Genomic DNA, 24,494 nt, shown 5'->3' on the forward strand with positions numbered 1-24,494 from the left:
CTGCCGGAGCGTTTCGCCTCCTGCCCCTGCGCGCTGTACCACATCGACGTGCTGGGCTGAGGCCCCCGGCCTTGGCCGGAGAGCCCTACATCAGGCGTAGGCTTCCGCCAGCGACATCACGCGCGGCGCGATCTCGATGCCGATGCCGCTGAACAGACTGGTGATGGCGGCCATGTTGACTTCGCGCTCCTCGTCCTTCCAGCCCTTGAACAGGTCGGTGCCGTCCTTCTGGAAGTGCAGGTCGAGCACCTTGCCGCGGTCCTTGTGGGTGTAGCCGGAGCTGTAGGTGCCCTGGAAGCCCAGCGCGGCGAGCGCGGCCAGCACTTCGGTGGGCGGATTGTCCGGATCGGTGGCCAGGAACACGCCGTAGGTCTTGCCGGGTGGTTTGGCCGCGATATCGACCTCGTAGATGCCAGGTGCCTTGGTGACGTTGGTACTTTTCAGAAATAACATGCTCTTACCCCTATGCAAATGGCCCGGGCCGGGCCCGCGTTCTCGTGTTGACCTGTTTTTCTGAGTTCTAGATTCTTGTAGAAAACATTCCAAGAATCAAGCTTATTGCTAATTCCCTTGTTTGTCGACTAATCCCGGCAATTATTTGTGAAACCGTAGCATTAATACGGCAGGCGGAATTGGCAAGCTTCTCTTTAAAATATAGTTGCGGAATGTTAATTTGCAAGAAAATCGGCGCCGCCGGCCGGCGCGCGGCCGGCCGCCCCGTTCAGCCGCTCTTTTTGCGCCGCGCCAGGCCTCGGTCGGCGCCACCAGGTCCTGGTACAAGCGGCCGGTGGGCTCGTCCCAGGCCGCCACGGCGCGCAGCTGGCGGGCCACGGTGGCCAGGTCGCCACGGGCGATCGGCCCGCTCAGCGCCGCCGCCGCGCCCAGCCGGAACACGTTCTCCATCGACTCGGCGGCCAGCGGCCGCGCCAGCTCGCGCGCCACCTCCTCCGGGATGCCGGCCGCCTGGTAGGCGCGCAGCGCGGCGTCGAGCACGGTCACCAGGTAGTTGCTGGCGAACACGGCGGCGGCGTGGTAGACCGTCTTGGCCGCCGCCTCGATGCGCACCGGCCGCGCGCCGATCGCCAGCAGCGCCGGCTCCAGCACGGCCAGCGCCCCGGCGTCGCCCTCGACGCCGCAGAAGGTGCCGGCGAAGGACGCCGCCACGGCGGCCGGGTCGGCGAAGCTGCGGATCGGGTGCACGCTGGCCACCAGCGCGCCGGCGCCGCGCGCCGCCGCCAGCTGGTCCGAGGCCAGCGCGCCGCTGCAGTGGAACAGCACCACGCCGCGCAGCGGCACGGCGGCCGCCAGCGCCGCGCAGGCCGGCGCGATCTGGTCGTCGCCGACGGCCAGCATCAGCACCCCGGCCGGGCGCAGTTCGTCGGCGCGGGCCACGCCGCGGCCGGCGCCGATGAACTCCACCGCGCGCCGCGCCGACGCCGGCGAGCGGGTCAGCACGTCCTGCACGGCGAAGGCGCCGGCCTGGGCGAACAACCGCCCCAGCACGCCGCCGACGTGGCCGCCGCCGACCAGGTTCAGGCGCCGCATCAGAAGCCCGAACCCGGCTGCAGCAGGAAGGCCTGCTCCTCGGCCGTCGAGGCGCGGCCGAGCATGGCGTTGCGGTGCGGGAAGCGGCCGAAGCGCTTGATGACGTCGCGGTGGCGGTGGGCGAAGTCGAGCATGCCGGCGAACTCCGGCCCCACCTGCGCCAGCCGGGTGAACAGGCCGACCGACTGCACCTGCATCTCGTCGTCCTCGGCGTGCTCGAAGGGCAGGTAGATGAAGGCGCGCTGCAGCGGCGGCAGCGCCAGGTCCCTCGTCGGCGTCGACCATGTCCTGCGCCGCGCGCAGCGCCAGCGCGTCGCCGGCGAAGGCGCGCGCCGTGCCACGGTGGACGTTGCGGCTGAACTGGTCGAGCAGCAGGATGCGCGCCAGCGCCGCCTGCGGCCCCTCGGCGTCCCAGTCGCGCAGGCCGCCGCCCAGCGCCAGCTCGACCAGCGCGCCGAAGCGGGCGCCGATCTCGGCGTCGAAGCGGGCGTCCTTCTGGAACCATTCGCGCCGCGCCGCGCCGTGGCCGGGGCCGCCCGGCGGCGGGAACCAGAACTCGAACACCGCCCTTGCCTGTGGATTCATCATGTTCCGCTCCCTTGAGGTCATGCCGCTGCCGACTAGTTGCGGGCGTGCGACAGCTGGAAGCTGTCGATGCCGTCGAACGCGGCCAGCTCGGCGGCCACGGCGGCCAGCGAGGAGCCGCTGCGCTTGCTCAGCGCGATGGCCACGAAGCGCCACTCCTGGCGGCCGTTGTCGCTGCCGATCATCAGCGAGCCGCCGGCGATCTCGTAGCCGCGCGCCAGCGCCATGGCGCGCAGCGCCGGCTCCTGCGGCATGTAGTTCTGCTTGAAGCGCATGGTGATGGCCACCGCGTGGCGCGACGGCAGCCAGGCCTCCAGCTTGGACAGGAAGATCATCGACATCGCGCACAGCAGCGCCAGGCCCATCGCCGACAGGTAGAAGCCGACGCCGCACATCACGCCGATCACCGACGAGGCCCAGATCGAGGCGGCGGTGGTCAGGCCGCTGATGTTGAAGCCCTCGCGCATGATGACGCCGGCGCCGAGGAAGCCGATGCCGGTGACGATGCCCTGGATGATGCGGGTCGGGTCGGTGCCGGTGGTGATGGCGGTGACGTGGCCGCCGAACCAGAAGCCGGGGTAGCCGCCGATCACCGTCAGCGCCGCCGAGGCCATGCACACCAGGCCGTAGGTGCGCATGCCGGCGGCGCGGCCGTGGTAGGAGCGCTCGTAGCCGACCAACAGGCCGAGCAGCAGCGCGCCGACCAGGTTGAGCAGGATGACGCCGTTGGTGGCCAGCTCGCCGGTGGACCAGTAGGCAGAGAGGAATTCGATGGTTGGCATGGCGGCCCTGTTGTCAAAGTTGGCGCCGGCTCGGCGCACGCTGCGGCGCGGGACCGGCCCGCGCCGCCTTAGCCTGGGGCTTTCTTGTTCAGCTGCTTTTCAAACGCGACATCGAGCTTGCTGACGCGGCGCGGCGTCTGCGGGCCGTGGCCGTTGACGAAGGCGACGAAGTCGTCCAGCTCCAGCGGCGCGCACAGCGGCGGGCCGCCCGGCGCCTCGGTCAGGAAGAACAGGCCGCTGCCGGTGCGCGACATCGAGTATTTCGGGTTGCCGCTGCGCGCCTTGAGGCGGTCGACGGCGGCGGTGGCCCGGGTGGAACGTCCGCTCATACGGCCTCCGTGCGTTGTTCCAGCCAGGCCAGCGCGGCGCCGGCCAGGTGCGGCCGCAGCCGCTCGCGCACCCGCGCGTGGTAGTCGTTGAGCCAGGCGCGCTCGTCGGCGCGCAACAGCGCCAGGTCGACGCAGCGCGCATCGATCGGGCACAGCGTCAGCGTTTCGAAACGCAGGAAGGGGCCGAATTCGCCCTCGGCGGCGGCCACGTTGAGCACCAGGTTCTCGATGCGGATGCCCCACCGGCCGGGCCGGTAGATGCCCGGCTCGATCGAGGTGATCATGCCCTCCTCCATCGCCGTGTGCGGCTCCGGCATGGCCGACGGCGAGATCGACTGCGGCCCCTCGTGCACGTTGAGGAAGTAGCCGACGCCGTGGCCGGTGCCGTGGCCGAAGTCGATGCCCTCGGCCCACAGCGGGGCGCGGGCGATGGCGTCGAGCATGGGCGACTTGACGCCGCGCGGGAACTGCGCCGACGACAGCGCGATCACGCCCTTCAGCACCAGCGTGAAGTCGCGCCGCTGCGCCGCCGTGACGGCGCCGACCGGCACCACCCGGGTGATGTCGGTGGTGCCGCCCAGGTACTGGCCGCCGGAGTCGATCAGCAGCAGGCCGTCGCCCTCGATGACGGCGTGCGATGCCTCCGTGGCGCGGTAGTGCATGATGGCGCCGTTGGCGCGGAAGCCGGCGATGGTGCCGAAGCTGGGGCTGACGAAGCCGGGCCGGCGCGCCCGCGCCGCCGTCAGCTCGCGGTCGATGGCCAGCTCGGTCAGCGGCGCGCGCCGCGCCTCGGCCAGGGTCTGCTCCAGCCAGGCGAAGAACTCGCACAGCGCGGCGCCGTCCTGCTCCATGGTGGCGCGCACGTGCGCCGCCTCCGCCGCGCTCTTGCGCGATTTGGCGAAGGTGGTCGGGTTGATAGCCTCGACCACCGTGACGCCGGCCGGGATGGCCTGGCGCGTGCCGTGGGTCAGGCGGCGCGGGTCGAGCAGCAGGGTCGATTCGGCCGGCAGCGCGGCCAGCGCGGCGGCCAGGCTGGCGTAGGGCGCCAGGTCGACGCCGTCCTGCTCCAGCGTGGCGCGCAGGGCCGGCGCGATCTTGTCCTCGCCGACGAACAGCGTGGCGCGCTGCGGGCCGATCAGGGCGTGGGCCAGGAAGACGGGATTGAAGTTGACGTCGGCGCCGCGCAGGTTGAACAACCAGGCGATGTCGTCCAGGGTCGAGATCAGGTGGCGGCCGGCGCCCAGCGCGGCCATGGCGGCGCGCAGCTCGGCCAGCTTGTCGGCGCGGCACTTCACCGCGTGCGGCGGCAGGTGCTCGTAGACCGGCGCGGCCGGCAGCGCCGGGCGCTCCGTCCACACCTCGTCGAGCAGGTCCAGATCGCTGCGCAGCGCGACGCCGGAAGCGTCCAGCGCCTGCGCCAGCAAGCGCGCCGTGGCCAGGCCCAGCACGGCGCCGTCCACCGCCACCGTCTGCCCGCTGCGCATGCGCGCGGCCAGCCAGCCGATGTAATCGACGCTGGCGCCGGACGGCAGCTTCATCAATTGCACGCCGCTGCCGGCCAGTTCCGTTTCGGCCTGGGTCCAGTAGCGCGCGTCGGTCCAGACGCCGGCGAAGTCGGCGGTGATGATCAGCGTGCCGACCGAACCGGTGAAACCGCTCAGCCACTGCCGGCCCTGCCAACGCGCCGGCAGGTATTCCGACAAGTGCGGATCGGCCGACGGCACCATCAGCGCGTCGATCTGGTGGCGGCCCATGGCCAGGCGCAGCTGCGCGAGGCGCCCGGCGACATCGGTTCTAGCTGGAGTGTGCATGAAGATTGATCAAATCGTTTATACGGATCTGCCGGCGTCGACAGAATGAGGCCTATGATACCGCGATTGGGGCCATGGCAGAAGGCGCTTCGCTGCGGAAACGCCCCGCCGCCGCCAATGCCTGCGCAAGCCAACCACAACCATACAAGCAGCCATACATTTTTATGGCATTTTTTCTGCTTCGTGCTAGCCTAATCTATGACACCGCAGTTCGAATGGGACTACAGCAAGGATGTCATCAACCGCTTAAAGCATGGCGTTCCCTTTTCCATGGCCCAACTGGCGTTTGCGGATCCCAAGCGGGTCGTCGCCGAGGACGTAGCGCATAGCAAGTCCGAACAGCGCTATTTCTGTTTTGGCATGGTCAACGGGGAGATCCTATCGGTGCGATTTACCTATCGGAACGGCATAATTCGCATCTTTGGCGCTGGCTACTGGAGGAAGGGGAAAGCAATCTATGAACGCGAGAATCAAATACACCGATGAACCGATCGAAGCCAGGGTGATCGCAGATTTTCTACCGCCTCCCGACCAACTCATCTTTCGGGAAGAAACAGTCAAGGTCACGCTCACGTTGAGTAAAAAGAGCGTGGACTTCTTCGAAGTCGGAGGCCGCGAAAAACCACAGCCAATACCAGCGCATGCTGCGCGCGCTGATCGATCATTACGTGGCCAGCTATGACGTACCGCCCTCACCAAGTTCAAAGCGTTTGCCTCCCAAACGTTAGAAATGGCGGTCCAACAGCGAATGTTGGTTCGGAGCGCGGGCAGCCGTCAGATAAAAGCGCCGATATCGACGTGAAACCGCGCGGCGAGCGACTTGGCCAGACGTTTGCTGATCTCGCGGCGTCCCGCCAGGATGTCGCTCACCAGCGTTTGCGATGCGATCTCCGCGAGATCTTTTTGCTTGAGGCCATTGGCTTCAAGCAAAAAACGCAGGACTTCACGCGGTGGCGCCGTCGGGATCGCGACGTGCACCGCCTCCCACCGCTCGATCAACTCCATCACGATCTCGAACAAGGAATACAAAGGATGCTCTTCGTCATCGCCTACGCTGTCGGCCAGCACGTTGGCATACGCCTGCATGCGCGCGAAATCGGCATCGTCGCGAATCGGCCGCAACTGCGCATGGCCTTGCAGGGCCATCCATGCGCTGGTGAGTTCAGGCAAGCTGTTCGCTAGGGATTGCATCGTCATTTTCCTCGATTGTCTTTCGTCCACTTGTTGTATTCGCTGTGCGTAAATACATGGCGGATATACATGGTCTGCGTGTTGTAGTGGATAACCGCGATAACACGGTAATTGTTTCCAGCCACATCGAACACGGTGAATTTCTTGGAAACATAGTCAGCCGCGCCGAACGTCTGCTTCAGTTCCACACAATCTTTTGCCACCAAATAGAGAACTTCGCGAAATGCGTATATTCTGCCGAGCACATCACCGCACCATTCATGCAGCAGCGCTTTGCACAGAATTCATTGCACAATAAATTCTTTGCACTGGGCGCCGCCGCCTTGCAGCGTGGCGACGGCCTGCCCTTGCAGGCGTTGTTGCGCGAGATTGGTCTCGACAAAACCGCCTTGCCGCTGATGCTGGCGCTGGAAGCGGCCATCGGCAACGATCCCGAACGCCTGAGCGACGTCGAGCCGGAAGTACATACCGCCGCGCTAAAAATGTTCGAACGCTTGGGCACCCCGGCCAGTGAAAGCTAAACGATCTTGCTCTTGCACTAGTTGAGGATGAGGATGTTCCAACCCGCAGCGATTGAGGGAATGGTTTGTTTACCTCAACCGAGGCGGCGGCGCCCAGCACGCAAGAGCAAGCGCCATCAAGCCTCCTCGTAGCGCCGCAAGCCCTCCAAATCGAGGATGCGGATGCCGCCGTAGTCGAGCCGCAGCAGGCCGTGCTTCTCCAGCACCTGCAAGGCCTGGTTGGCGCGCTGGCGCGAGGCGCCCGACAGCAGGCCGAGCTCCTCCTGCGAGATCTGCACCAGCTTCTCCAGCCCCGGATACAGGTGCGAGTTGAACATCGAGGCCAGGCAGCGCGCCACCCGCGTGTTGATGTCGAGCAGGCGCTCGTTCTCCACCATGCCGATGAACTGGCCGAGCCGCTCGTTGAGCTGCATCAACAAAAACCGCGTGAACGGCAGGCTCGTTTCCAACAGCCAATTGAAGGTGCTCGCCGGCATGCGCGCGATGCGGCTGTCGCGCAGCGCCATGGCGTCGTACTTGAGTCTTTCGCCCTTCAACAGGGTGCCCTCGCCGAACCAGCCGCCGGGCGGCACGCCGGTGAAGGTGACGCTCTTGCCCGAGGGCGAGAAGTTGTTCATCTTGACCATGCCGCTGACGATGCCGATCCAGTTCTCCGCGTTGTCGCCCTTGCGGCAAACGTAGCCGCCCTTCGGCACGAAAGTCTCGTAGCAGTCCGCCTCGACCCGCAGCATCTGCTCGGCGGTCAGCGTCTGCGCCCACACGGCCGCGCGCAAGGCTTCTTTCAACTGAATTGGATCACTACTCATTGTTGCTACGCACCATGAAAAGTTCGGCAATTGTCCCCAAAATGACAACGCGCTTGGAAAGCTCAGGCTACTATCATCACACAAATTGCTTGCTGACTCAGAAATCAATAATATCGCTCTAATACAAGAGCAACAGGAGACACTGGTGCAGACAAACTTGGATACCTTCCCCCGCCGGCTATTGGAGCACGGCCGGGTGAGACCGCTACATCCCGCCTTCCGCGAAAAACACCTGGGCATCTGGCAGACCTGGAACTGGGGCCAGGTCAACGCCGAGGTGCGCGCCATGGCCTGCGGCCTGGCCGCGCTCGGCTTCACCCGCGGCATGAACCTGGCCATCGTCGGCGACAACCGGCCGCGCCTGTACTGGGCCATGCTGGCGGCGCAAAGCCTGGGCGGCGTGCCCGTGCCGCTGTACCAGGACGCGCCGGCCGCCGACATGGCCTACGTGTTGGAAAACGCCGACATCCACTTCGCCGTCGTCGAGGACCAGGAGCAGGTCGACAAGCTGGTCGAGGTGCAGGCGCTGTACCCCAACATCCGCCACGTCGCCTACGACGACGAGCGCGGCATGCGCCACTACCGCCAGGCCGGCCTGATCTCCTGCGCCAAGCTGGAGGAGATGGGCCGGGTCTACGACATGGCCCATCCCGGCTTCTTCGACGCCGCCATCGCCGCCGGCAGCGGCGGCGACCACGCCATCATCCTCTACACCTCCGGCACCACCGGCAAGCCGAAGGGCGTCTGCCAGACCCACGCCGCGCTGATCGCCGCCGGCGCCGGCGGGGTCGGCTTCGACCAGCTCACCGCCGACGAGGACATCCTCTCCTACCTGCCGATGGCCTGGGTCGGCGACTGCCTGTTCTCGCTGGCGCAGGCGATGGTGGCCGGCTTCACCGTCAACTGCCCGGAGTCGGGCGACACCGTGCTGACCGACCTGCGCGAGATCGGCCCGACCTACTACTTCGCCCCGCCGCGGGTGTTCGAAAACATGCTGACCACGGTGATGATCCGCATGGAGGACGCCAGCGCCATCAAGCGCCGCCTGTTCGCCTACTTCATGATGGTGGCCAAGCGCAGCGGCTCGGCCATCCTGGACGGCAAGCCGGTGCCGGCCGGCGAGCGCCTGATGTACCGCCTCGGCTCGCTGCTGGTGTACGGCCCGCTGAAGAACGTGCTGGGCCTGTCGCGGGTGCGCGTGGCCTACACCGCCGGCGCCGCCATCGGCCCCGACCTGTTCCGCTTCTACCGCTCGATCGGTGTCAACCTGAAGCAGCTGTACGGCTCGACCGAAACCTGCGCCTACGTCTGCCTGCAACCGGACGGCAACATCAAGTTCGACAGCGTCGGCACGCCGGCGCCCGGCGTCGAGGTCAAGCTGGCCGACAGCGGCGAGGTGCTGGTCAAGTCGCCGGCCACCATGGACGGCTACTACAAGCGGCCCGACGCCACCGCCGAGGTGATCGACGCCGACGGCTACTTCCACACCGGCGACGCCGGCATCTTCGACGCCGAGGGCCACCTGAAGATCATCGACCGCGCGGCCGACGTCGGCCACCTGACCGGCGGCGCCATCTTCGCCCCCAACTACATCGAGAACAAGCTCAAGTTCTTCCCCTTCGTCAAGGAGGTGGTGGCCTTCGGCCACGGCCGCGGCGAGGTCTGCGCCTTCGTCAACATCGACATCGAGGCGGTCGGCAACTGGGCCGAGCGGCGCGGCATCGCCTACTCCGGCTACACCGACCTGGCGGCCCACCCCCAGGTCTACGGCCTGGTCAAGGACTGCATCGAGCAGGTCAACGCCGACCTGGCCGGCGAGGCGCTGATGGGCGAGACGCAGATCCACCGCTTCCTGGTGCTGCACAAGGAGCTCGACCCGGACGACGACGAGCTGACCCGCACCCGCAAGGTGCGCCGCAAGTTCATCGCCGAAAAATACGCGGTGCTGATCGCCGCCCTGTACGAGGGCAAGGCCAGCCAGTTCATCGAGACCCAGGTCAAGTTCGAGGACGGCCGCAGCGGCGTCGTCTCGGCCGACCTGAAGATCACCGAGTGCAAGACCTTCCCCGTTGTGCAAGCAGCGGCATGAGCACGGAGCACAGCATGCAAATGAACGAACCCGAAGCGCACTTCGGCGCGCGCCGCAAGACCGGCAAGGTGATCCTCGACCTGAAGAACATCTCGCTGTCGTTCGGCGGCGTGAAGGCGTTGACCGACATCTCCTTCGACGTCAAACAGCACGAGATCCGCGCCATCATCGGCCCCAACGGCGCCGGCAAGAGCTCGATGCTCAACGTGATCAACGGCGTCTACCGCCCGCAACAGGGCGAGATCATCCACCACGGCGAACACCGCAAGGGCATGGACTGCTACGCGGCGGCCAAGTCCGGCATCGCCCGCACCTTCCAGAACATCGCCCTGTTCAAGGGCATGACGGTGTTGGACAACATCATGACCGGCCGTAACCTGAAGATGAAGTCGAACTTCCTCATGCAGGCGCTGTACTGGGGGCCGGCGCGGCGCGAGGAGATCGCCCACCGCGTCAAGGCCGAGGAGATCATCGACTTCCTCGAGATCCAGGCGATCCGCAAGACGCCGGTGGGGCGCCTGCCCTACGGCCTGCAGAAGCGCGTCGAGCTGGGCCGGGCGCTGGCGGCCGAGCCGGAGATCCTGCTGCTGGACGAACCGATGGCCGGCATGAACGTCGAAGAAAAGCAGGACATGTGCCGCTTCATCCTCGACGTCAACGACCAGTTCGGCACCACCATCGTGCTGATCGAGCACGACATGGGCGTGGTGATGGACATCTCCGACCGCGTCGTGGTGCTCGACTACGGCAAGAAGATCGGCGACGGCACGCCCGACGAGGTGCGCTGCAACCAGGACGTCATCAACGCCTATCTCGGCTTGGCCCACTAAGGATTCACGGATGAACATCAATTTCTTCTTCGAGGTGCTGATCGGCGGCCTGCTGTCGGGCGTGATGTACGCGCTGGTGGCGATCGGCTTCGTGCTGATCTACAAGGCCTCCGGCGTCTTCAACTTCGCCCAGGGCGCAATGGTCTTCTTCGCCGCGCTGACCTGCGTCGGCATCATCGACAAGTTCGGCGTCTCGATCTGGGTCGCCATCCCGCTGACCATGGTGGTGATGGCCCTGCTCGGCCTGGCCATCGAACGGGTGGTGCTGCGCCCGCTGGTCAACCAGCCGGAGATCACCCTGTTCATGGCCACCATCGGCCTGGCCTTCTTCATCGAGGGCCTGGCCCAGCTGATGTGGGGCTCGCAGGTGCACAAGCTGGACCTGCCGATCGAGGACGTGCCGCTGCAGTACCTGCTCGACCACTTCAACATCATCGTCTCGCAGTTCGACGTGGTGGCGGCCGGCATCTGCGCCGTGCTGGTGACCGCGCTGGCCCTGCTGTTCTCCAAGACCAAGGTCGGCCGCGCCCTGCGCGCCGTGGCCGACGACCACCAGGCCGCGCTGGCGGTGGGCATTCCGCTGCAGCGCATCTGGGCGGTGTTGTGGGCGGTGGCCGGCATGGTCGCGCTGGTGGCCGGCCTGCTGTGGGGCGCCCGCAACGGCGTGCAGTTCGCGCTGACCTTCATCGCCTTGAAGGCCCTGCCGGTGCTGATCCTGGGCGGCTTCACCTCGGTGCCCGGCGCCATCGTCGGCGGCCTGATCATCGGCGCCTCGGAGAAGCTGGCCGAGGTCTACCTGGGGCCGATGGTCGGCGGCGGCCTGGAGGGCTGGTTCCCCTACGTGCTGGCCCTGCTGTTCCTGCTGGTGCGGCCCGAGGGCCTGTTCGGCGAGAAGATCATCCGCCGGATTTGAGCGGCCAACGAAACACACCATACGATTTATAAGATTTATATCGTTTTCGCGCCCATTTAGAGGAAATCCCGATGTTCTATCGTGAAGCAGGACAATTCAAGACCAGCTACCAGGCCGACAACCAGATCTTCCCGATCCGCCAGGACCGCTACGCCATGGCCGCGCTGCTGCTGGTGGCCTTTGTCGCGGTGCCGTGGCTGGCCTCGCCCTACGCGCTGTCGGCGATCCTGATCCCCTTCCTGATCTTCGCCCTGGCCGCGCTGGGCCTCAACATCCTGACCGGCTACGCCGGCCAGCTCTCGCTCGGCACCGCCGCCTTCATGGCGGTGGGCGCCTTCGCCTCCTACAACTTCGTCGCCCGCATCCCCGGCATTCCCATCCTGCTGGCCTTCGTGCTGGGCGGGCTGTCGGCGGCCATGGTCGGCATCGCCTTCGGCCTGCCCTCGTTGCGCATCCGCGGCTTCTACCTGGCCGCCTCGACGCTGGCGACCCAGTTCTTCGTCGTCTGGTGCCTGACCAAGATCCCCTACCTGACCAACTACAGCAGCTCCGGCGTGATCACCGCGCAGAAGATCAGCATCCTCGGCTACCAGTTCGACACGCCGGGCAGCAAATACCTGCTGGTGCTGGGCGTGGTGGCGCTGATGGCGCTGCTGGCCAAGAACATGATCCGCTCCAACGTCGGCCGCTCCTGGATGGCGGTGCGCGACATGGACGTGGCGGCCGAGGTGATCGGCTTCCGCCTGATGCGCACCAAGCTGCTGGCCTTCGCCGTCAGCTCCTTCTACTGCGGCGTGGCCGGCGCGCTGTACGCCTTCGCCTACCTCGGCACGGTCGAACCGGAGGCCTACAACCTCGACCTGTCGTTCCGCATCCTGTTCATGATCATCATCGGCGGCGTCGGCTCGGTGCTCGGCTCCTTCCTCGGCGCCGCCTTCATCGTGCTGCTGCCGGTGCTGCTCAACGTGCTGGCGCACGGCCTGGCGCTGCCGACCAGCGTGGCGTCGAACCTGGAGTTGATGGTGTTCGGCGCACTGATCATCTTTTTCTTGATCGTCGAGCCGCACGGCTTGGCGCGTTTATGGCAAATTGGTAAAGAGAAGTTGCGTCTGTGGCCCTTCCCGCACTGAACGCGACCCTTGCCCATTCGATGTTCCACCCCCTTGAGGAGACAGCACATATGAAACGCATGAAGACCCTGGCAATCGGCGCCGCACTGGTCGCCGCCGCCGTCGGCAGCATCGCCCCGTCGTGGGCCCAGCCGGTGACCGAGCAGTTCGTCGCCCTGCCGTCCTACCGCGTCGGCCCCTACGCCGCCGGCGGTTCCGGCTTCTACGGCGGCATCATCGACTACTTCAACCTGGTCAACCTGAACGGCGGCGTGAACGGCGTCAAGATCAGCTGGGAAGAGTGCGAGACCGAATACAACCCCTCGCGCGGCATCGAATGCTACGAGCGCCTGAAGACCAAGAACGGCGGCGCCACCCTGGTCGAGCCGCTCTCGACCGGCGTCGCCTACGGCGTGCTCGACCGCGTGGCGCAGGACAAGATCCCGATGACCACCATCGGCTACGGCCGCTCCGACGCCGCCAACGGCAAGGTCTTCCCCTACATCTTCCCGCTCATCACCAGCTACTGGAACCAGGCCGCCGGCATGATCAAGTACCTGGGCGACAAGAACGGCGGCATGGACAAGCTGAAGGGCAAGAAGATCGTCCACCTCTACCACGACTCGGCCTTCGGCAAGGAACCCCTGCCGGTGCTGGAGGCGCTGGCCAAGCAGCACGGCTTCGAGCTGATCAAGATCGCCGTGGCGCCGCCCGGCAGCGAGCAGCAGTCGCAGTGGCTGCAGATCCGCCAGGCCAACCCCGACCACGTGATCCTGTGGGGCTGGGGCGTGATGAACTCGGTCGCCATCAAGACCGCGCAGCGCAACGGCTTCCCGCGCGAGAAGATGCTCGGCGTCTGGTGGGCCGGCTCGGAGGAGGACACCATCCCGTCCGGCGACGCGGCCAAGGGCTACAGCGCGATGACCTTCAACACCCCCGGCAACTACCCGCTGATGGAGGAGATCCACAAGAAGCTGTACGACGCCGGCAAGGGCAACCTGTCCGACCGTGGCCGCATCGGTTCGGTCTACCACATGCGCGGCGTCAGCGCCGGCCTGCTGTGGGTCGAGGCGATGCGCACCGCGCAGGAGAAGTTCGGCAAGGGCAAGCCGGTCACCGGCGAGCAGATGCGCTGGGGCCTGGAGCACCTGAACGTCGACGAGGCGCGGCAGAAGGCCGTCGGCGCGCTGGGCATGCTGCCGCCGGTGAAGACCAGCTGCGACGACCACGAGGGTTCGGGCGCGGTCAAGGTGCAGCAGTGGGACGGCAAGAAGTGGAACGCCATCACACCCAACTGGATCGTCGGCGACAAGGCGCTGACCCGCAAGCTGCTCGAGGAGTCGTCGGCCGCCTACGCCGCCGACAAGAAGATCACACCGGCCTGCGCGAAGTAGAGGCGTTTTTGCCCCGCACAGCGCGGCGGCCGGGGTCAGACCCCGTACGGGGTCTGACCCCTTGGTGTGCGGGTTGCGCCAATTTTTCCGCGCATCCGCGCAGTACCTTTAAACCAGACAGCATCCGCGAAGAACAGACATGACTACTGCAACCGCCAGCGCTCCAGTTTCCGCCAGCGCCGCCGTCCCGGCCAGCGCGCCCTACCTGTCGGTCAACAACGTCGAGGTGATCTACGACCACGTGATCCTGGTGCTCAAGGGCGTCTCGCTGCAAGTCCCGCAGGGGAAGATCGTCGCCCTGCTGGGCGCCAACGGCGCCGGCAAGTCGACCACGTTGAAAACCATCTCCACCCTGCTGCGCGGCGAGCGCGGCGACGTCACCAAGGGCGAGGTCCAGTTCAAGGGCGAGCGGGTCGACCAGCTGACGCCGAACGAGCTGGTCAAGCGCGGCCTGTCGCAGGTGATGGAGGGGCGCCACTGCTTCGGCCACCTGACCATCGAAGAGAACCTGCTGACCGGCGCCTACACGCGCGACCTGTCGCGCGCCCAGCTCAAGGAGGCCCTGGAGAAGGTCTACCACTACTTCCCGCGCCTGCGCGAGCGGCGCGCCAGCCAGGCCGGCTACACCTCGGGCGGCGAGCAGCAGATGTGCGCCATCGGCCGCGCGCTGATGGCCAAGCCGTCGATGATCCTGCTCGACGAACCGTCGATGGGCATCGCGCCGCAGATCGTCGACGAGATCTTCGGCATCGTCAAAGACCTCAACAGCAAGGAGCAGGTGTCCTTCCTGCTGGCCGAACAGAACACCAACGTCGCGCTGCGCTACGCCGACTTCGGCTACATCCTGGAGAACGGCCGCGTGGTGATGGAGGGCGCGGCCGCCGACCTGGCCAGCAACGAGGACGTCAAGGAGTTCTACCTGGGCGTCTCCGGCGCCGGCCGCAAGAGCTTCCGCGACATGAAGTTCTACCGCCGCCGCAAGCGCTGGCTGGCCTGAACCGCGCAAACGGCAGCACGCAGCGACCTCCCCATCCCCAACCTGAATATGGAAAGACCGGAACAATGGCCGACACCCTCGACAGCCTGGAAACGCGCCCACCGGCCGAGCGCGAACGCGACCTGATGGCGCGCCTGCCCGGCCTGATTGCCCGCGCCCAGAGCGCGCCCGGTTGGGCGCGCATCCTCGACGGCGTCGACGCCGCCGCCATCGACAGCCGCGCCGCGCTGGCGCGCCTGCCCGTCACGCGCAAGTCCGAACTGAAGGACCTGCAGCGGGCGCAGGCGCCGTTCGGCGGCCTGAACGCCACCCCGGTGGGGCGGATGGCGCGCGTCTACATGTCGCCCGGGCCGATCTTCGACCCGCAGGGCCAGGGCGCCGACTGGTGGCGCTTCTCCCGGCCGATGCACGCGGCCGGCGTGCGCGCCGGCGGCCTGGTGCAGAACTGCTTCTCCTACCACTTCACGCCGGCCGCCTTCATGGTCGAGGGCGGCGCCGCCCGCATCGGCTGCGCCGTCATCCCGGCCGGCGCCGGCCAGACCGAGATGCAGGTGCAGGCGATGGTCGAACTGCGCCCCGACACCTACGTCGGCACGCCGTCCTTCCTCAAGCTGATCATCGAAAAGGCGCGCGAGATGGGCGCCGACATCAGCAGCGTGCAGCAGGCGCTGATGGGCGCCGAGGCGCTGCCCGAGTCGCTGCGCGCCTGGTTCGCCGAGCACGGCGTGCCGCGCGTGTTCCAGACCTACGCCTCGGCCGACATCGGCAGCATCGCCTACGAGACGGCGCGCGACGGCGTGCGCCAGCCCGGCATGGTGCTCGACGAGGACGTGATCCTGGAGATCGTCCGCCCCGGCAGCGGCGACCCGGTGGCCGAGGGCGAGGTCGGCGAGGTGCTGGTCACCCTGTTCAACCACGACTACCCGCTGATCCGCTTCGCCACCGGCGACCTGTCGGCGATCCTGCCGGCGCCGGCCGGCGAGCAGCAGGCCGGCGGCCACAGCAACACCCGCATCCGCGGCTGGCTGGGGCGGGCCGACCAGACCACCAAGGTGCGCGCCATGTTCGTCCACGCCTCGCAGGTCAACGACATCGCCAAGCGCCACCGCGAGGTGCTCAAGGCGCGCCTGGTGGTGACCGGCCGCATGGCCAACGACACCATGACGCTGCACTGCGAGGTGGCCGACCCGCAGGCCGCCAACGACGCCACGGCCATCGTCGCCACCATCCGCGACCTGACCAAGCTGCGCGGCGAGGTGTGCTTCGTCGCGCCGGGCAGCCTGCCCAACGACGGCAAGGTGATCGACGACCAGCGCGACTACAAATAGGCGGGAAAATCGGAAAAAAAGCGGCGATATCATCCCGGCCGCATGCGGGGTATCAGCAATTCCACAGCGGCCGGGGGGGATTTGGCGGATAATACCGCCTTCCCCATCCGTCCCGACCGAAGCAGAAGACCATGCAAGACTTCCACCACAACCGCGCCCGCGCCCTGCTGGAGAACGCGGAAGAACTGTTCAACAAAGAGACCGTCGACGCCGCCGTCACCAGCATGGCCGACACCCTCAACGCCCGCTTCAACCACGCCGACTGCGAAGAGTTCCCGCTGGTGCTGGGCGTGATGGGCGGCGCCGTGGTCTTCACCGGCAACCTGCTGCCGCAGCTGACCTTCCCGCTCGAATTCGACTACATCCACGTCAGCCGCTACGGCGACGACGACCAGGGCGGCCAGGTGGTGTGGAAGGTCGTTCCGCGCTCGAACGTGGCCGGCCGCACCGTGATCGTGTTGGACGACATCCTCGACGAGGGCGAAACGCTGGCCCACGTCAAGCAGCGCCTGCTCGACATGGGCGCCGCCGAGGTGATCCTGGCGGTGTTCGCCGACAAGGCGATCGGCAAGGCCAAGCCGGTCAAGGCCGACATCGTCGGCATCACCATCCCCAACCGCTTCGTGGTCGGCTTCGGCATGGACGCCTACGGCTACTGGCGCAACCTGCCGGGCCTGTGGGCGATCCAGACCGAGAAGTAGGCTGGCGCTGGCTTAGGCGGTGGCGGCAGTGGCCGCCACCAATCTGGCATAGGCGATTTTTTTCTTCTTGCTGCCTCTCGCACGGTGCATGTATAGCGCGCGGATATTGCGGGCGGTGAAGCCGGCATCGGCTCGCGCTGCGGCCTCCGCCTCCAGGGCGGACACGAAACGTGTCACCGGATAGCGGGCCAGAATGGCCGTGTACCAGTACTGCAGCTCGCCCAGCCCGCCAACAGAAAAGCTCAGTTGAACCACCCGCCGCAGCAGCTCCTTGTCGCGCAATCCCCTACGCACAACACGAAGCCCGAGGGCGCGCGCGCTGACCTTGGGATGCGTCAGCAGGGCATGAACGATTTGCCAAGTGCCTTCCCGATCCAAGGTCCGCAGCAGAGCGACAATGGCGTTCTCGAAGGTCGAGTCCATCACGGCATCAGGTATACGCTCCAGTGCCTCAGAGCGTGAACCGAAAATTGTGCGGTTGTCGTCAGTCATACTCGTATGCCTCAAACTTATCAGCCGGCAATTTGATGGATTCCCCCCATTCCGGCTGAATCGATTTGCGATCCGTCCGAATTCAGTATATATCGTTCGCGGGTAGCCACAATGTCACAGGCTCCCGCGCTCGCCCACTCCCGCCCCGACTTCACACAAAATATTCACGGTAGTGTTCCTTTCGTGCCGCAGTGGCGGCGATGCGAAAGGAAACTTTAGCGAGCGCAGGCGATCACACCTTGTGATGGCACAACTCAAGCAAGTTTGAGGCCGCTGGTGAGCGGCCGAAATCCACTACAACCGCAGCCGCGCCCGCGCCGCCGCGTACTCGCGCTGCAGGCGCGCCACCATCTCGGCGGTGGTGGGCACGTCGTCCATCAGGCCGACGCCCTGGCCGGCGCCCCAAATGTCGCGCCAGGCCTTGGCGCTGCCGGAGCCGAAGTTCATCGCGCTCTTGTCGGCCTGCGGCAGGGCGTCCGGGTCGAGCCCGGCGGCGAGGATGGACTTCTTCAGGTAGTTGCCGTGCACGCCGGTGAACAGGTTGGTGTAGACGATGTCGGCGGCGGCCGATTCGACGATCGCCTCGCGGTAGCCGTCGTTGACGTTGGACTCCTGCGTGGCCAGCCAGCGCGAGCCGATGTAGGCGAAGTCGGCGCCCATCGCCTGCGCGGCGAGGATGGCGTCGCCGGTGGCGATCGAGCCGGACAGCGCGATCGGCCCCTGGAACATCTTGCGCACCTCGCCCACCAGGGCGAACGGCGACAGAGTGCCGGCGTGGCCGCCGGCGCCGCTGGCGACCAAAATCAAGCCGTCGACGCCGGCCTCCAGCGCCTTCTCGGCGTGGCGGATCGAGATCACGTCGTGCAGCACGATGCCGCCGTAGCTGTGGATGGCGTCGAGCATGTCCTGCGGTGGCGCGCGCAGCGAGGAGATGATGATGGGCACCTTGTGGGCGACGCAGACCGCGACGTCGTGCGCCAGCCGGTCGTTCGACTGGTGGACGATCTGGTTGACGGCGATCGGGCCGACCCGTTGCTCGGGATGGGCCAGTTGGTAGTCGGCCAGCTCGGCCTGCAAGTCGCTCAGCCAGGTGTCGAGCATGGCGGCCGGCCGCGCGTTGAGCGCCGGGAAGGAGCCGACGATGCCGGCCTTGCACTGCGCCGCGACCAGCGCCGGACCGCTGGCGATGAACATCGGCGAGGCGATGACGGGAAGGCTGAGGTTCTGTAACGCTGCGGGCAGGGCCATGACGAACTCGCTATCGAAGAATGGATCGGTGGAAAAACAGACGCAATCGGATCATTATAGTTCGGGAAAAGAACGCCCGTGCCGAAGCGCCGCGCGCCCTCCCCAGCCTCCCCGCCTCACTCGTTGAGTAAGTACTCACCCTCTACGCGGGCGGCCACCGCGCGCACCAGCTGGCTGGTGGCCCAGCGCGCCAACTCCTCCGGCGACTGCTTCAGGAAGCGCTCGTTGGCCATGGCGAACACCGGCATCGACAGCAACAGCTGCGGCAGCTCGACCAGGGCGATGCGCTGCCGTTCCAGCAGCAGGAACTTGAGCAGCACCTTGATGGCGTTCTGCGCGTTGCGCACCGGGTCGGCGGCCAGGTAGTCGACCCGCGAGCGGGCCCGGCCGACGGCGGCGGCGACGTCGGTGAACGGCCGGCCGTGGCCGGGCACCACCAGCCGCACGTCCAGGGTGTCGATCAGGTCCAGCGTGGCGATCTCCTCGGCGAAGCCGGACTCGCCGGCCAGCTCGGGGAAGATGATGCCGAAGCCGTTCTCCCACAGCGCGTCGGCGGAGATCAGGATGCGCTCCTGCGGACAGTAGAAGATCAGCGAATGCGGGTCGTGGCCGGGCGCGCCCAAGGCGTGCCACTGCATGCCGGCCAGGGTCAGCACGTCGCCCGGCGCGACGGTGGCGTCGAAGCCGAAGCGGTCGCACTGCTGGCCGGTGGCCTTGAAGCTGAGCGCCTCGGCGTCCCAGCGGCGCACCTTGTCGGCCTCGGCCACGGGGATCGAGGTGTGGCAGCCGAAGTGCTGCTGCAGCACGGCGTTGCCGCCGCAGTGGTCGGAGTGCAGGTGGGTGTTGAGCAGGCGGTCGAGCGGACGGCCGGCCAGGCCGTGGCGCACCAGCTCCAGCGTCTGCGCGGCGTGGATCTGGTAGCCGCTGTCGATCAGCGCGGTGTCGTCGCGGCCCAGCAGCAGCACGTTGTTGGACGACAGCCAGCCGCGTTCGAAGACGCGGATGGAGTCCGGCAGCAGGCCGCTCATCGCTTCATCTGGAACGCCAGCGAGATCTTGGCGAACTCCACCAACACCTCGCGCGAACCGCCGTTGAAGGTCATGAAGGCGTTGCCGGTTCGCACCACCATGCGCGGCGGGAACAGCCAGGACAGGTAGGGGATGCCGATCATCTTGGCGCCGCGCACGTCGCGCCATTCCACCTGTTTGTCGTACAGCCAGGTCTGGCGGATGCCGCTGGCGTCGATGGTGACGCGGGCGCGCAGGAACCAGTAGTAGCTCACCAGCAGCATCAGCACGGCGCCCAGCAACAGCGCCTTGACGCCCCAGCTGAACTGCGGCAGCGGGAAGCGCCAGGCGATGCTGGCGCCGTAGGCCAGCAGCACGGTGGTCATGCCGGTGGCGAACAGCTTGAAGCCGCCACCGTAGGCGGGGCCGCTGACCGTTTTCGCGGGTTGGTAAAACGAGGTCGTAGGCAACGGACGCTTGACTGACTTGGCGGGCTTGGCGGACTTGACGGACATGGCGGCCTTATTTGGCTGGCGGTGAAGGGGGGCGGAACGGCGGGCGGAAGCGCGGCGGCGGGCTAATCGAAGTCGATCAGTTCCTCGCGCCGTTTGATCTCGGCCCAGACGGCGCGTTTGAAGTCGTCGCCGGCCTGCGCCCATTGGACGATTTCGTCGATGGTGCGCAGGCAGCCGACGCAAAAGCCGCTGTCCGGGTCCATCTTGCACAGGCTGACGCAGGGCGACGGCACCGGCGTGGACGGCAGGGTGGACGGCGCGGCGGCCGGGGCGGAATTCAATTCGGTGGACATCGCTGGCAGTGGTGGTCGATCGTGCGCACATTATGCCGCGAATCGGCCGCCACGGTTCGCCGTGCCATGGCAATATCAGCCCAGCCGCTCGATCAGCTCGATGCGGTTGCCGAAGGGGTCGGCGATGGTGGCGCGGCGGGCGTCGGCCAGCGGCTCGTCGTAGTCGGCGGCGAAGCCGCGCGCGGCCAGCTCGGCCAGGTAGCCGGCCAGGTCGTCGACCAGCAGCGCCGGATGGGCCTTGCGCGCCGGACGGAAATCGGCCTCGCCGCCCAGGTGCAACTGTTGGCCCGGGCCGCAGTCGAACCAGACGCCGCCGCGCACCGCCAGCGCCGGCGGCTTGGGAATCTCCGCCAGCCCCATGACGTGGCCGAAGAAAGTGCGCGCCTCGCCCTCGGCGCCGAGCGGCATGGCCAGTTGCACGTGGTCGATGCCAATTATTTTTGCCATGGTCTGCCCTCTGTAGAAGGCTACAACTTACCGCAAACGGCCGAATTCCGCTTGACCTATGCTAATTCAGGCCTATACTACCATCCATACAGATGGTCATTGGATGGTATGACTGTTGTTTCAACCAGACGGTACGCGAATGCCGCAAGCAGCCAACGGAGACATATGGCCAAGCAGGAACTCAAACTCAAGACCAGCGAATCGGAAAAAATCACCATCAACCTGGGACCGATCGACCTGGGCCAGATCGACCTGTTGGTGCAGGAGGGCTTCTACTCGAACCGTACCGACCTGATCCGCACGGCCATCCGCAACCAGCTCGGCATCCACGCCGACGTGGTACGTCAGACGGTGGCGCGCAAAAGCCTGGTGCTGGGCATGCAGCACTACTCGCGGGCCGACCTGGAGGCGATCCAGGCGGCCGGCCAGCGCCTGCAGATCCAGGTGCTGGGCCTGGCCAGCATCGCCAGCGACGTCTCGGTCGAGCTGGCGCTGGCGACGATTGAATCGATTTTCGTGTTGGGCGCGCTGCATGCCAGCGCCGTGCTCAAGACCGCCCTGGCGGGGCGGATCCACTAACCCGCGACGACGCCAACGGGCGCTCCTCGCAACGACTCACCAGAGATTGAAGGATGCCCATGAAGCTGAACCATCCGATGTTTGCCCAAATCCGCGCGGCCACGCTGCGCCTGATCGACAAGGGCCCGAGCGCCGCCACGGCGGCCATTCAACAAGCCCTTGCCGAGTTGGGGCTGAGGGACGCCGCCGCCGCCGCGCCGGCCACACCGGCGCCGGCGGCCCCCGCCATGCGCGACATCAATCCGCCGCCGGCCGGCGCGCCGGCGGCGCGGCAGGGCGACACCATCGAACTGAACGACGGCGGCGCGCACGCGGCCAAGGTCGGCGGCGGCGCCCGGCGCGAGGCGCCGCAGGCCAAGGCCGGCGGGCGCGACGGCAACGGCAATGCCAGCGGCGCGGCGCAGGGTTCGCCGCAAGCCGGCGCCCACGACGCGGCGGGTGGCGGCAGCACGCCCGGCCAGGACGCGGTCGCCCACGCCACCGCCGTGGCGCAGGACATGCTCAACCGCATGGGCATCCCGGTCGACATCCAGGCCAGCATCAACGCCGGCATGCAGGCCGGTATGCAAAACGGTCTGAAGAACTTCGACATGAAGAACTTCGAGATGCCCAAGTTCGACCTGGGCGGCGACTTCTCCGGCCTCGACCTGCCGGGCCAGCAAGGCTCCAAGGCGACGCCGGCGCCGCTGCCGCCGGGCGCCAAATTCATCAGCGGCAGCTACGCCAACCACGCCGGCAGCCGCAACTACAAGCTCTACATCCCCAGCAGCTACCACGGCCAAGCCATGCCGCTGCTGGTGATGCTGCACGGCTGCACCCAAGACCCGGACGATTTCGCCGCCGGCACGCAGATGAACCAGGTGGCCGAGGAGATGCAATGCCTGGTGGTCTACCCCGAGCAGACCCGCAGCGCCAACAATTCGCGCTGCTGGAACTGGTTCAACGCCATCGACCAGCAGCGCGGCCAGGGCGAACCGTCGCTCATCGCCGGCATCGCCCAGCAGGTGATCGAGGAATACCCGGTCAACGAGCGGCAGGTGTATGTGGCCGGGCTGTCGGCCGGCGGCGCGATGGCGGTGATCGTCGGCACGCTGTACCCGGAGCTGTTCGCGGCGGTCGGCGTGCATTCCGGCCTGCCCTTCGCCTCGGCGCAGGGCCTGCCGTCGGCGCTGACGGCGATGAAGCGCGGCGCCAAAGCGCCGCACCAGGGCGGCGCCTCGCGGCCGATCATCGTCTTCCACGGCGACCGCGACGCCGTCGTCAACCCGCGCAACGGCGAGCAGGTGATGGCGCAGGGCCTGGGCGGCGGCGCTGCGGAGGCGCCGTCGGTGCAGTCGGGCAGCGTGCCGAACGGCCACCGCTACACGCAGACCACGCACAACCAGGCAGACGGCTCGCTGTTGGCCGAGCATTGGGTGGTGCACGGCGCGGGACACGCCTGGTCGGGCGGCAGCGCCAGCGGCAGCTACACCGACCACAAGGGGCCGGACGCCAGCCGCGAGATGATGCGCTTCTTTAAAACGGTGAGCTGAGCGCCCGCCGCGTTCAGACGCTGCGGTCGTCGGGCGCGACGCGCTCGAAGTGCCACTTCATGCCCAGCACGCACAGCGCCAGGATCAGCGTGACGGCGTTGGCGATGATGACCGGCCAGGACGAGATCTGCAGGCCGTAGCACAGCCAGAGGAACACGCCGAAGCTGAAGATCGTGTACATGCCGTTGGAGATGCCGGCGGCGGAGCGCTGGCGCCACACCAGCCACACCTGCGGGATGAACGAGCAGGTGGTGCAGACGGCGGCGAAAAAGCCCAGCAGGTCGACGTCAATTGCCATCGGCGGCCTTGGTGAACAGGTCGAGTTTGTCGCGTTTCTTTTCCATGTCGTGGTCGGTGTCGGCGTAGCGTTGGGCGATGGCGATGAAGTCGGTTTGCAGCGCCATGAAGGCGTCCACCATGTCGGGGTCGAAGTGCTGGCCACGGCCGGCGCCGATGATGGCGACGGCGGCTTCGTGGCTCATGCCCTCCTTGTAGACGCGGCGGCTGATCAGCGCATCATACACGTCGGCCACCGCCATCAGCCGCGCCGAGATCGGAATGGCGTCGCCGGCCAGGCGTCGGGATAGCCGCTGCCGTCCCACTTCTCCTGGTGGCCGTAGGCGATCTCCTTGGCGTATTTGAGGAAGTCGACCTCGATGCCCAACTCGCGCTCGGCGGCCAGAATGGCGTCGCGGCCCAGGGTGGTGTGGGTCTTCATGATCTCCATCTCGTGCGGCTCGAAGCGGCCCGGCTTGAGCAGGATGCGGTCGGGGATGCCGACCTTGCCGATGTCGTGCAGCGGCGCCGACTTGAACAGCAGCTCGATGGTCTTGTCGGTCAGGAAGGCGGCGAAGCGCGGATGGTCGCGCAGCTTTTCGGCCAGCGTCTTGACGTAGTGGGCGGTGCGGCGGATATGGTTGCCGGTTTCGCTGTCGCGCGTCTCGGCCAGCGAGGCCATGGTGTGGATGGTGACGTCCTGCAGCGCGACGATCTCGCGCGTGCGCAGCTCGATCTCGGTTTCCAGGAACTGGTTCTGGTCGCGCAAAAAATCGTGCACCCGCTTCATCGACAGCTGGGTCTTGATGCGCGCCAGGACGATGGGCGCGGAGATCGGCTTGGTGATGTAGTCGACCACGCCCATGCCCAGGCCGAGCTGCTCGTCGGCCGTCTCGCTCATGGCGGTGACGAAGATGACGGGAATGTCGCGCGTGGCCGGGTTGGCCTTGAGCTGCTGGCAGACCTCGTAGCCGCTCATGCCCGGCATCATGATGTCGAGCAGGATCAGGTCCGGCTTGCTGTCGCCGTTGGCGATCTTCAGCGCGCGCTCGCCGTTGACGGCGATCTTGGTGCGGTAGTCGTCCTCCAGCACGGCGCACAGCAGGTCGATGTTGTCCGGCGTGTCGTCGACCACCAGGATGGTCGGTTTGGTGTGGAACGCTTCCATGCTCAT

General features: G+C 66.8%; 28 protein-coding genes and 2 pseudogenes. 12 read left to right on the forward strand and 18 right to left on the reverse strand.

Features of this window, described 5'->3' with window-relative positions; all coding sequences use genetic code 11:
• Positions 1-90: 90 nt before the first annotated feature.
• The 7 genes and pseudogenes from QC826_RS28805 to QC826_RS28830 form a co-directional block, all read right to left on the reverse strand.
• Complete coding sequence (locus tag QC826_RS28805; protein ID WP_093385647.1) at positions 91-453, reverse strand: hypothetical protein; 363 nt, start codon at positions 451-453, stop codon at positions 91-93.
• 141 nt (positions 454-594) lie between these two features.
• Positions 595-1,545, reverse strand: coding sequence for a Rossmann-like and DUF2520 domain-containing protein (locus QC826_RS28810; RefSeq protein WP_409567909.1), 951 nt, complete (start codon positions 1,543-1,545; stop codon positions 595-597).
• The gene (locus QC826_RS31455; RefSeq protein ID WP_313872901.1) at positions 1,545-1,886 is read right to left on the reverse strand and encodes a DUF924 family protein; all 342 of its coding nucleotides are present in this window, start codon (positions 1,884-1,886) and stop codon (positions 1,545-1,547) included. The genes QC826_RS28810 and QC826_RS31455 overlap by 1 nt, the downstream gene beginning before the upstream one ends.
• A pseudogene (locus tag QC826_RS31460) lies at positions 1,876-2,154 on the reverse strand (DUF924 family protein); the annotation flags it as partial. The gene QC826_RS31455 and the pseudogene QC826_RS31460, both read right to left, overlap by 11 nt.
• Before the next feature lie 11 nt (positions 2,155-2,165).
• Positions 2,166-2,912, reverse strand: a complete 747-nt coding sequence (locus QC826_RS28820; RefSeq protein WP_279763477.1) for an MgtC/SapB family protein — start codon at positions 2,910-2,912, stop codon at positions 2,166-2,168.
• Positions 2,913-2,980: 68 nt separating this feature from the next.
• Positions 2,981-3,241 (reverse strand): hypothetical protein, encoded by a 261-nt coding sequence (locus QC826_RS28825; RefSeq protein WP_279763478.1) that lies wholly within the window; start codon positions 3,239-3,241, stop codon positions 2,981-2,983.
• The gene (locus tag QC826_RS28830; protein ID WP_279763479.1) at positions 3,238-5,052 is read right to left on the reverse strand and encodes an aminopeptidase P family protein; all 1,815 of its coding nucleotides are present in this window, start codon (positions 5,050-5,052) and stop codon (positions 3,238-3,240) included. Before QC826_RS28830 ends, QC826_RS28825 begins: the two co-directional genes overlap by 4 nt.
• A gap of 198 nt (positions 5,053-5,250) precedes the next feature.
• On the opposite strand from QC826_RS28830, the gene QC826_RS28835 reads away from it, so the two are divergent.
• Positions 5,251-5,538: a BrnT family toxin gene (locus tag QC826_RS28835; RefSeq protein ID WP_093385663.1), complete on the forward strand. Its 288-nt coding sequence runs from the start codon at positions 5,251-5,253 to the stop codon at positions 5,536-5,538.
• A gap of 288 nt (positions 5,539-5,826) precedes the next feature.
• On the opposite strand, the gene QC826_RS28840 is transcribed toward QC826_RS28835, so the two are convergent.
• Positions 5,827-6,249, reverse strand: coding sequence for a type II toxin-antitoxin system HigA family antitoxin (locus QC826_RS28840; protein WP_279763480.1), 423 nt, complete (start codon positions 6,247-6,249; stop codon positions 5,827-5,829).
• A complete protein-coding gene (locus QC826_RS31860) occupies positions 6,246-6,488 on the reverse strand; it encodes a type II toxin-antitoxin system HigB family toxin (RefSeq protein WP_409567729.1) in 243 nt (80 codons plus the stop codon). Before QC826_RS31860 ends, QC826_RS28840 begins: the two co-directional genes overlap by 4 nt.
• 15 nt (positions 6,489-6,503) lie before the next feature.
• On the opposite strand from QC826_RS31860, the gene QC826_RS31865 reads away from it, so the two are divergent.
• Positions 6,504-6,764: a hypothetical protein gene (locus QC826_RS31865; protein WP_409567730.1), complete on the forward strand. Its 261-nt coding sequence runs from the start codon at positions 6,504-6,506 to the stop codon at positions 6,762-6,764.
• A gap of 116 nt (positions 6,765-6,880) precedes the next feature.
• Here QC826_RS31865 and QC826_RS28850 read toward each other — a convergent pair whose 3' ends face one another.
• Complete coding sequence (locus QC826_RS28850; protein WP_409567731.1) at positions 6,881-7,570, reverse strand: Crp/Fnr family transcriptional regulator; 690 nt, start codon at positions 7,568-7,570, stop codon at positions 6,881-6,883.
• Between the two features lie 142 nt (positions 7,571-7,712).
• Here QC826_RS28850 and QC826_RS28855 point away from each other — a divergent pair, with 142 nt between their 5' ends.
• From QC826_RS28855 to QC826_RS28890, 8 genes are all read left to right on the forward strand, one after another.
• Positions 7,713-9,659, forward strand: a complete 1,947-nt coding sequence (locus tag QC826_RS28855) for an AMP-binding protein (protein WP_279766626.1) — start codon at positions 7,713-7,715, stop codon at positions 9,657-9,659.
• Between the two features lie 14 nt (positions 9,660-9,673).
• Complete coding sequence (locus QC826_RS28860; RefSeq protein WP_279763482.1) at positions 9,674-10,489, forward strand: ABC transporter ATP-binding protein; 816 nt, start codon at positions 9,674-9,676, stop codon at positions 10,487-10,489.
• Positions 10,490-10,505: 16 nt separating this feature from the next.
• Positions 10,506-11,402: a branched-chain amino acid ABC transporter permease gene (locus QC826_RS28865; protein WP_174900453.1), complete on the forward strand. Its 897-nt coding sequence runs from the start codon at positions 10,506-10,508 to the stop codon at positions 11,400-11,402.
• A 71-nt stretch (positions 11,403-11,473) separates the two neighbouring features.
• A complete protein-coding gene (locus QC826_RS28870; protein WP_093385681.1) occupies positions 11,474-12,532 on the forward strand; it encodes a branched-chain amino acid ABC transporter permease in 1,059 nt (352 codons plus the stop codon).
• A 50-nt stretch (positions 12,533-12,582) separates the two neighbouring features.
• Positions 12,583-13,905, forward strand: a complete 1,323-nt coding sequence (locus tag QC826_RS28875; RefSeq protein ID WP_279763483.1) for an ABC transporter substrate-binding protein — start codon at positions 12,583-12,585, stop codon at positions 13,903-13,905.
• Positions 13,906-14,044: 139 nt separating this feature from the next.
• On the forward strand, positions 14,045-14,902 hold the full coding sequence (locus tag QC826_RS28880) for an ABC transporter ATP-binding protein (protein WP_279763484.1): 858 nt from the start codon (positions 14,045-14,047) through the stop codon (positions 14,900-14,902).
• A gap of 65 nt (positions 14,903-14,967) precedes the next feature.
• Complete coding sequence (locus tag QC826_RS28885) at positions 14,968-16,230, forward strand: phenylacetate--CoA ligase family protein (protein ID WP_279763485.1); 1,263 nt, start codon at positions 14,968-14,970, stop codon at positions 16,228-16,230.
• Positions 16,231-16,361: 131 nt separating this feature from the next.
• A complete protein-coding gene (locus tag QC826_RS28890; RefSeq protein ID WP_279763486.1) occupies positions 16,362-16,931 on the forward strand; it encodes a hypoxanthine-guanine phosphoribosyltransferase in 570 nt (189 codons plus the stop codon).
• A 12-nt stretch (positions 16,932-16,943) separates the two neighbouring features.
• Here the strand turns inward: QC826_RS28890 and QC826_RS28895 are convergent, their stop codons facing one another.
• The 6 genes from QC826_RS28895 to QC826_RS28920 all read right to left on the reverse strand — a co-directional run bounded on the left by QC826_RS28895 (position 16,944) and on the right by QC826_RS28920 (position 20,933).
• Positions 16,944-17,423, reverse strand: a complete 480-nt coding sequence (locus tag QC826_RS28895) for a hypothetical protein (RefSeq protein WP_279763487.1) — start codon at positions 17,421-17,423, stop codon at positions 16,944-16,946.
• A gap of 294 nt (positions 17,424-17,717) precedes the next feature.
• Entirely contained in the window at positions 17,718-18,671 is a 954-nt protein-coding gene (locus tag QC826_RS28900; protein ID WP_279763488.1) for an NAD(P)H-dependent flavin oxidoreductase, read from the reverse strand.
• A gap of 116 nt (positions 18,672-18,787) precedes the next feature.
• The gene (locus QC826_RS28905) at positions 18,788-19,699 is read right to left on the reverse strand and encodes an MBL fold metallo-hydrolase (protein WP_279763490.1); all 912 of its coding nucleotides are present in this window, start codon (positions 19,697-19,699) and stop codon (positions 18,788-18,790) included.
• Positions 19,696-20,193, reverse strand: coding sequence for a hypothetical protein (locus tag QC826_RS28910; RefSeq protein ID WP_093385698.1), 498 nt, complete (start codon positions 20,191-20,193; stop codon positions 19,696-19,698). The genes QC826_RS28905 and QC826_RS28910 overlap by 4 nt, the downstream gene beginning before the upstream one ends.
• Positions 20,194-20,255: 62 nt before the next feature.
• Positions 20,256-20,486: a DUF1289 domain-containing protein gene (locus tag QC826_RS28915; protein WP_279763491.1), complete on the reverse strand. Its 231-nt coding sequence runs from the start codon at positions 20,484-20,486 to the stop codon at positions 20,256-20,258.
• 75 nt (positions 20,487-20,561) lie between these two features.
• Positions 20,562-20,933: a glyoxalase gene (locus QC826_RS28920; RefSeq protein ID WP_093385703.1), complete on the reverse strand. Its 372-nt coding sequence runs from the start codon at positions 20,931-20,933 to the stop codon at positions 20,562-20,564.
• Between the two features lie 165 nt (positions 20,934-21,098).
• Here QC826_RS28920 and QC826_RS28925 point away from each other — a divergent pair, with 165 nt between their 5' ends.
• Both QC826_RS28925 and QC826_RS28930 read left to right on the forward strand, forming a co-directional pair.
• On the forward strand, positions 21,099-21,512 hold the full coding sequence (locus QC826_RS28925; RefSeq protein WP_093385706.1) for a CopG family transcriptional regulator: 414 nt from the start codon (positions 21,099-21,101) through the stop codon (positions 21,510-21,512).
• 59 nt (positions 21,513-21,571) lie between these two features.
• Positions 21,572-23,044, forward strand: a complete 1,473-nt coding sequence (locus QC826_RS28930) for a PHB depolymerase family esterase (RefSeq protein WP_279763492.1) — start codon at positions 21,572-21,574, stop codon at positions 23,042-23,044.
• 13 nt (positions 23,045-23,057) lie between these two features.
• Here the strand turns inward: QC826_RS28930 and QC826_RS28935 are convergent, their stop codons facing one another.
• Positions 23,058-23,342 (reverse strand): SemiSWEET transporter, encoded by a 285-nt coding sequence (locus QC826_RS28935; RefSeq protein ID WP_279763493.1) that lies wholly within the window; start codon positions 23,340-23,342, stop codon positions 23,058-23,060.
• Positions 23,332-24,488, reverse strand: a pseudogene (locus QC826_RS28940) (two-component system response regulator). The gene QC826_RS28935 and the pseudogene QC826_RS28940 overlap by 11 nt, the downstream one beginning before the upstream one ends.
• Between the last annotated feature and the right edge of the window lie 6 nt (positions 24,489-24,494).

The sequence above is a fragment of the Rugamonas sp. DEMB1 genome, from assembly GCF_029834475.1.
Lineage (GTDB): Bacteria > Pseudomonadota > Gammaproteobacteria > Burkholderiales > Burkholderiaceae_D > Rugamonas > Rugamonas rubra.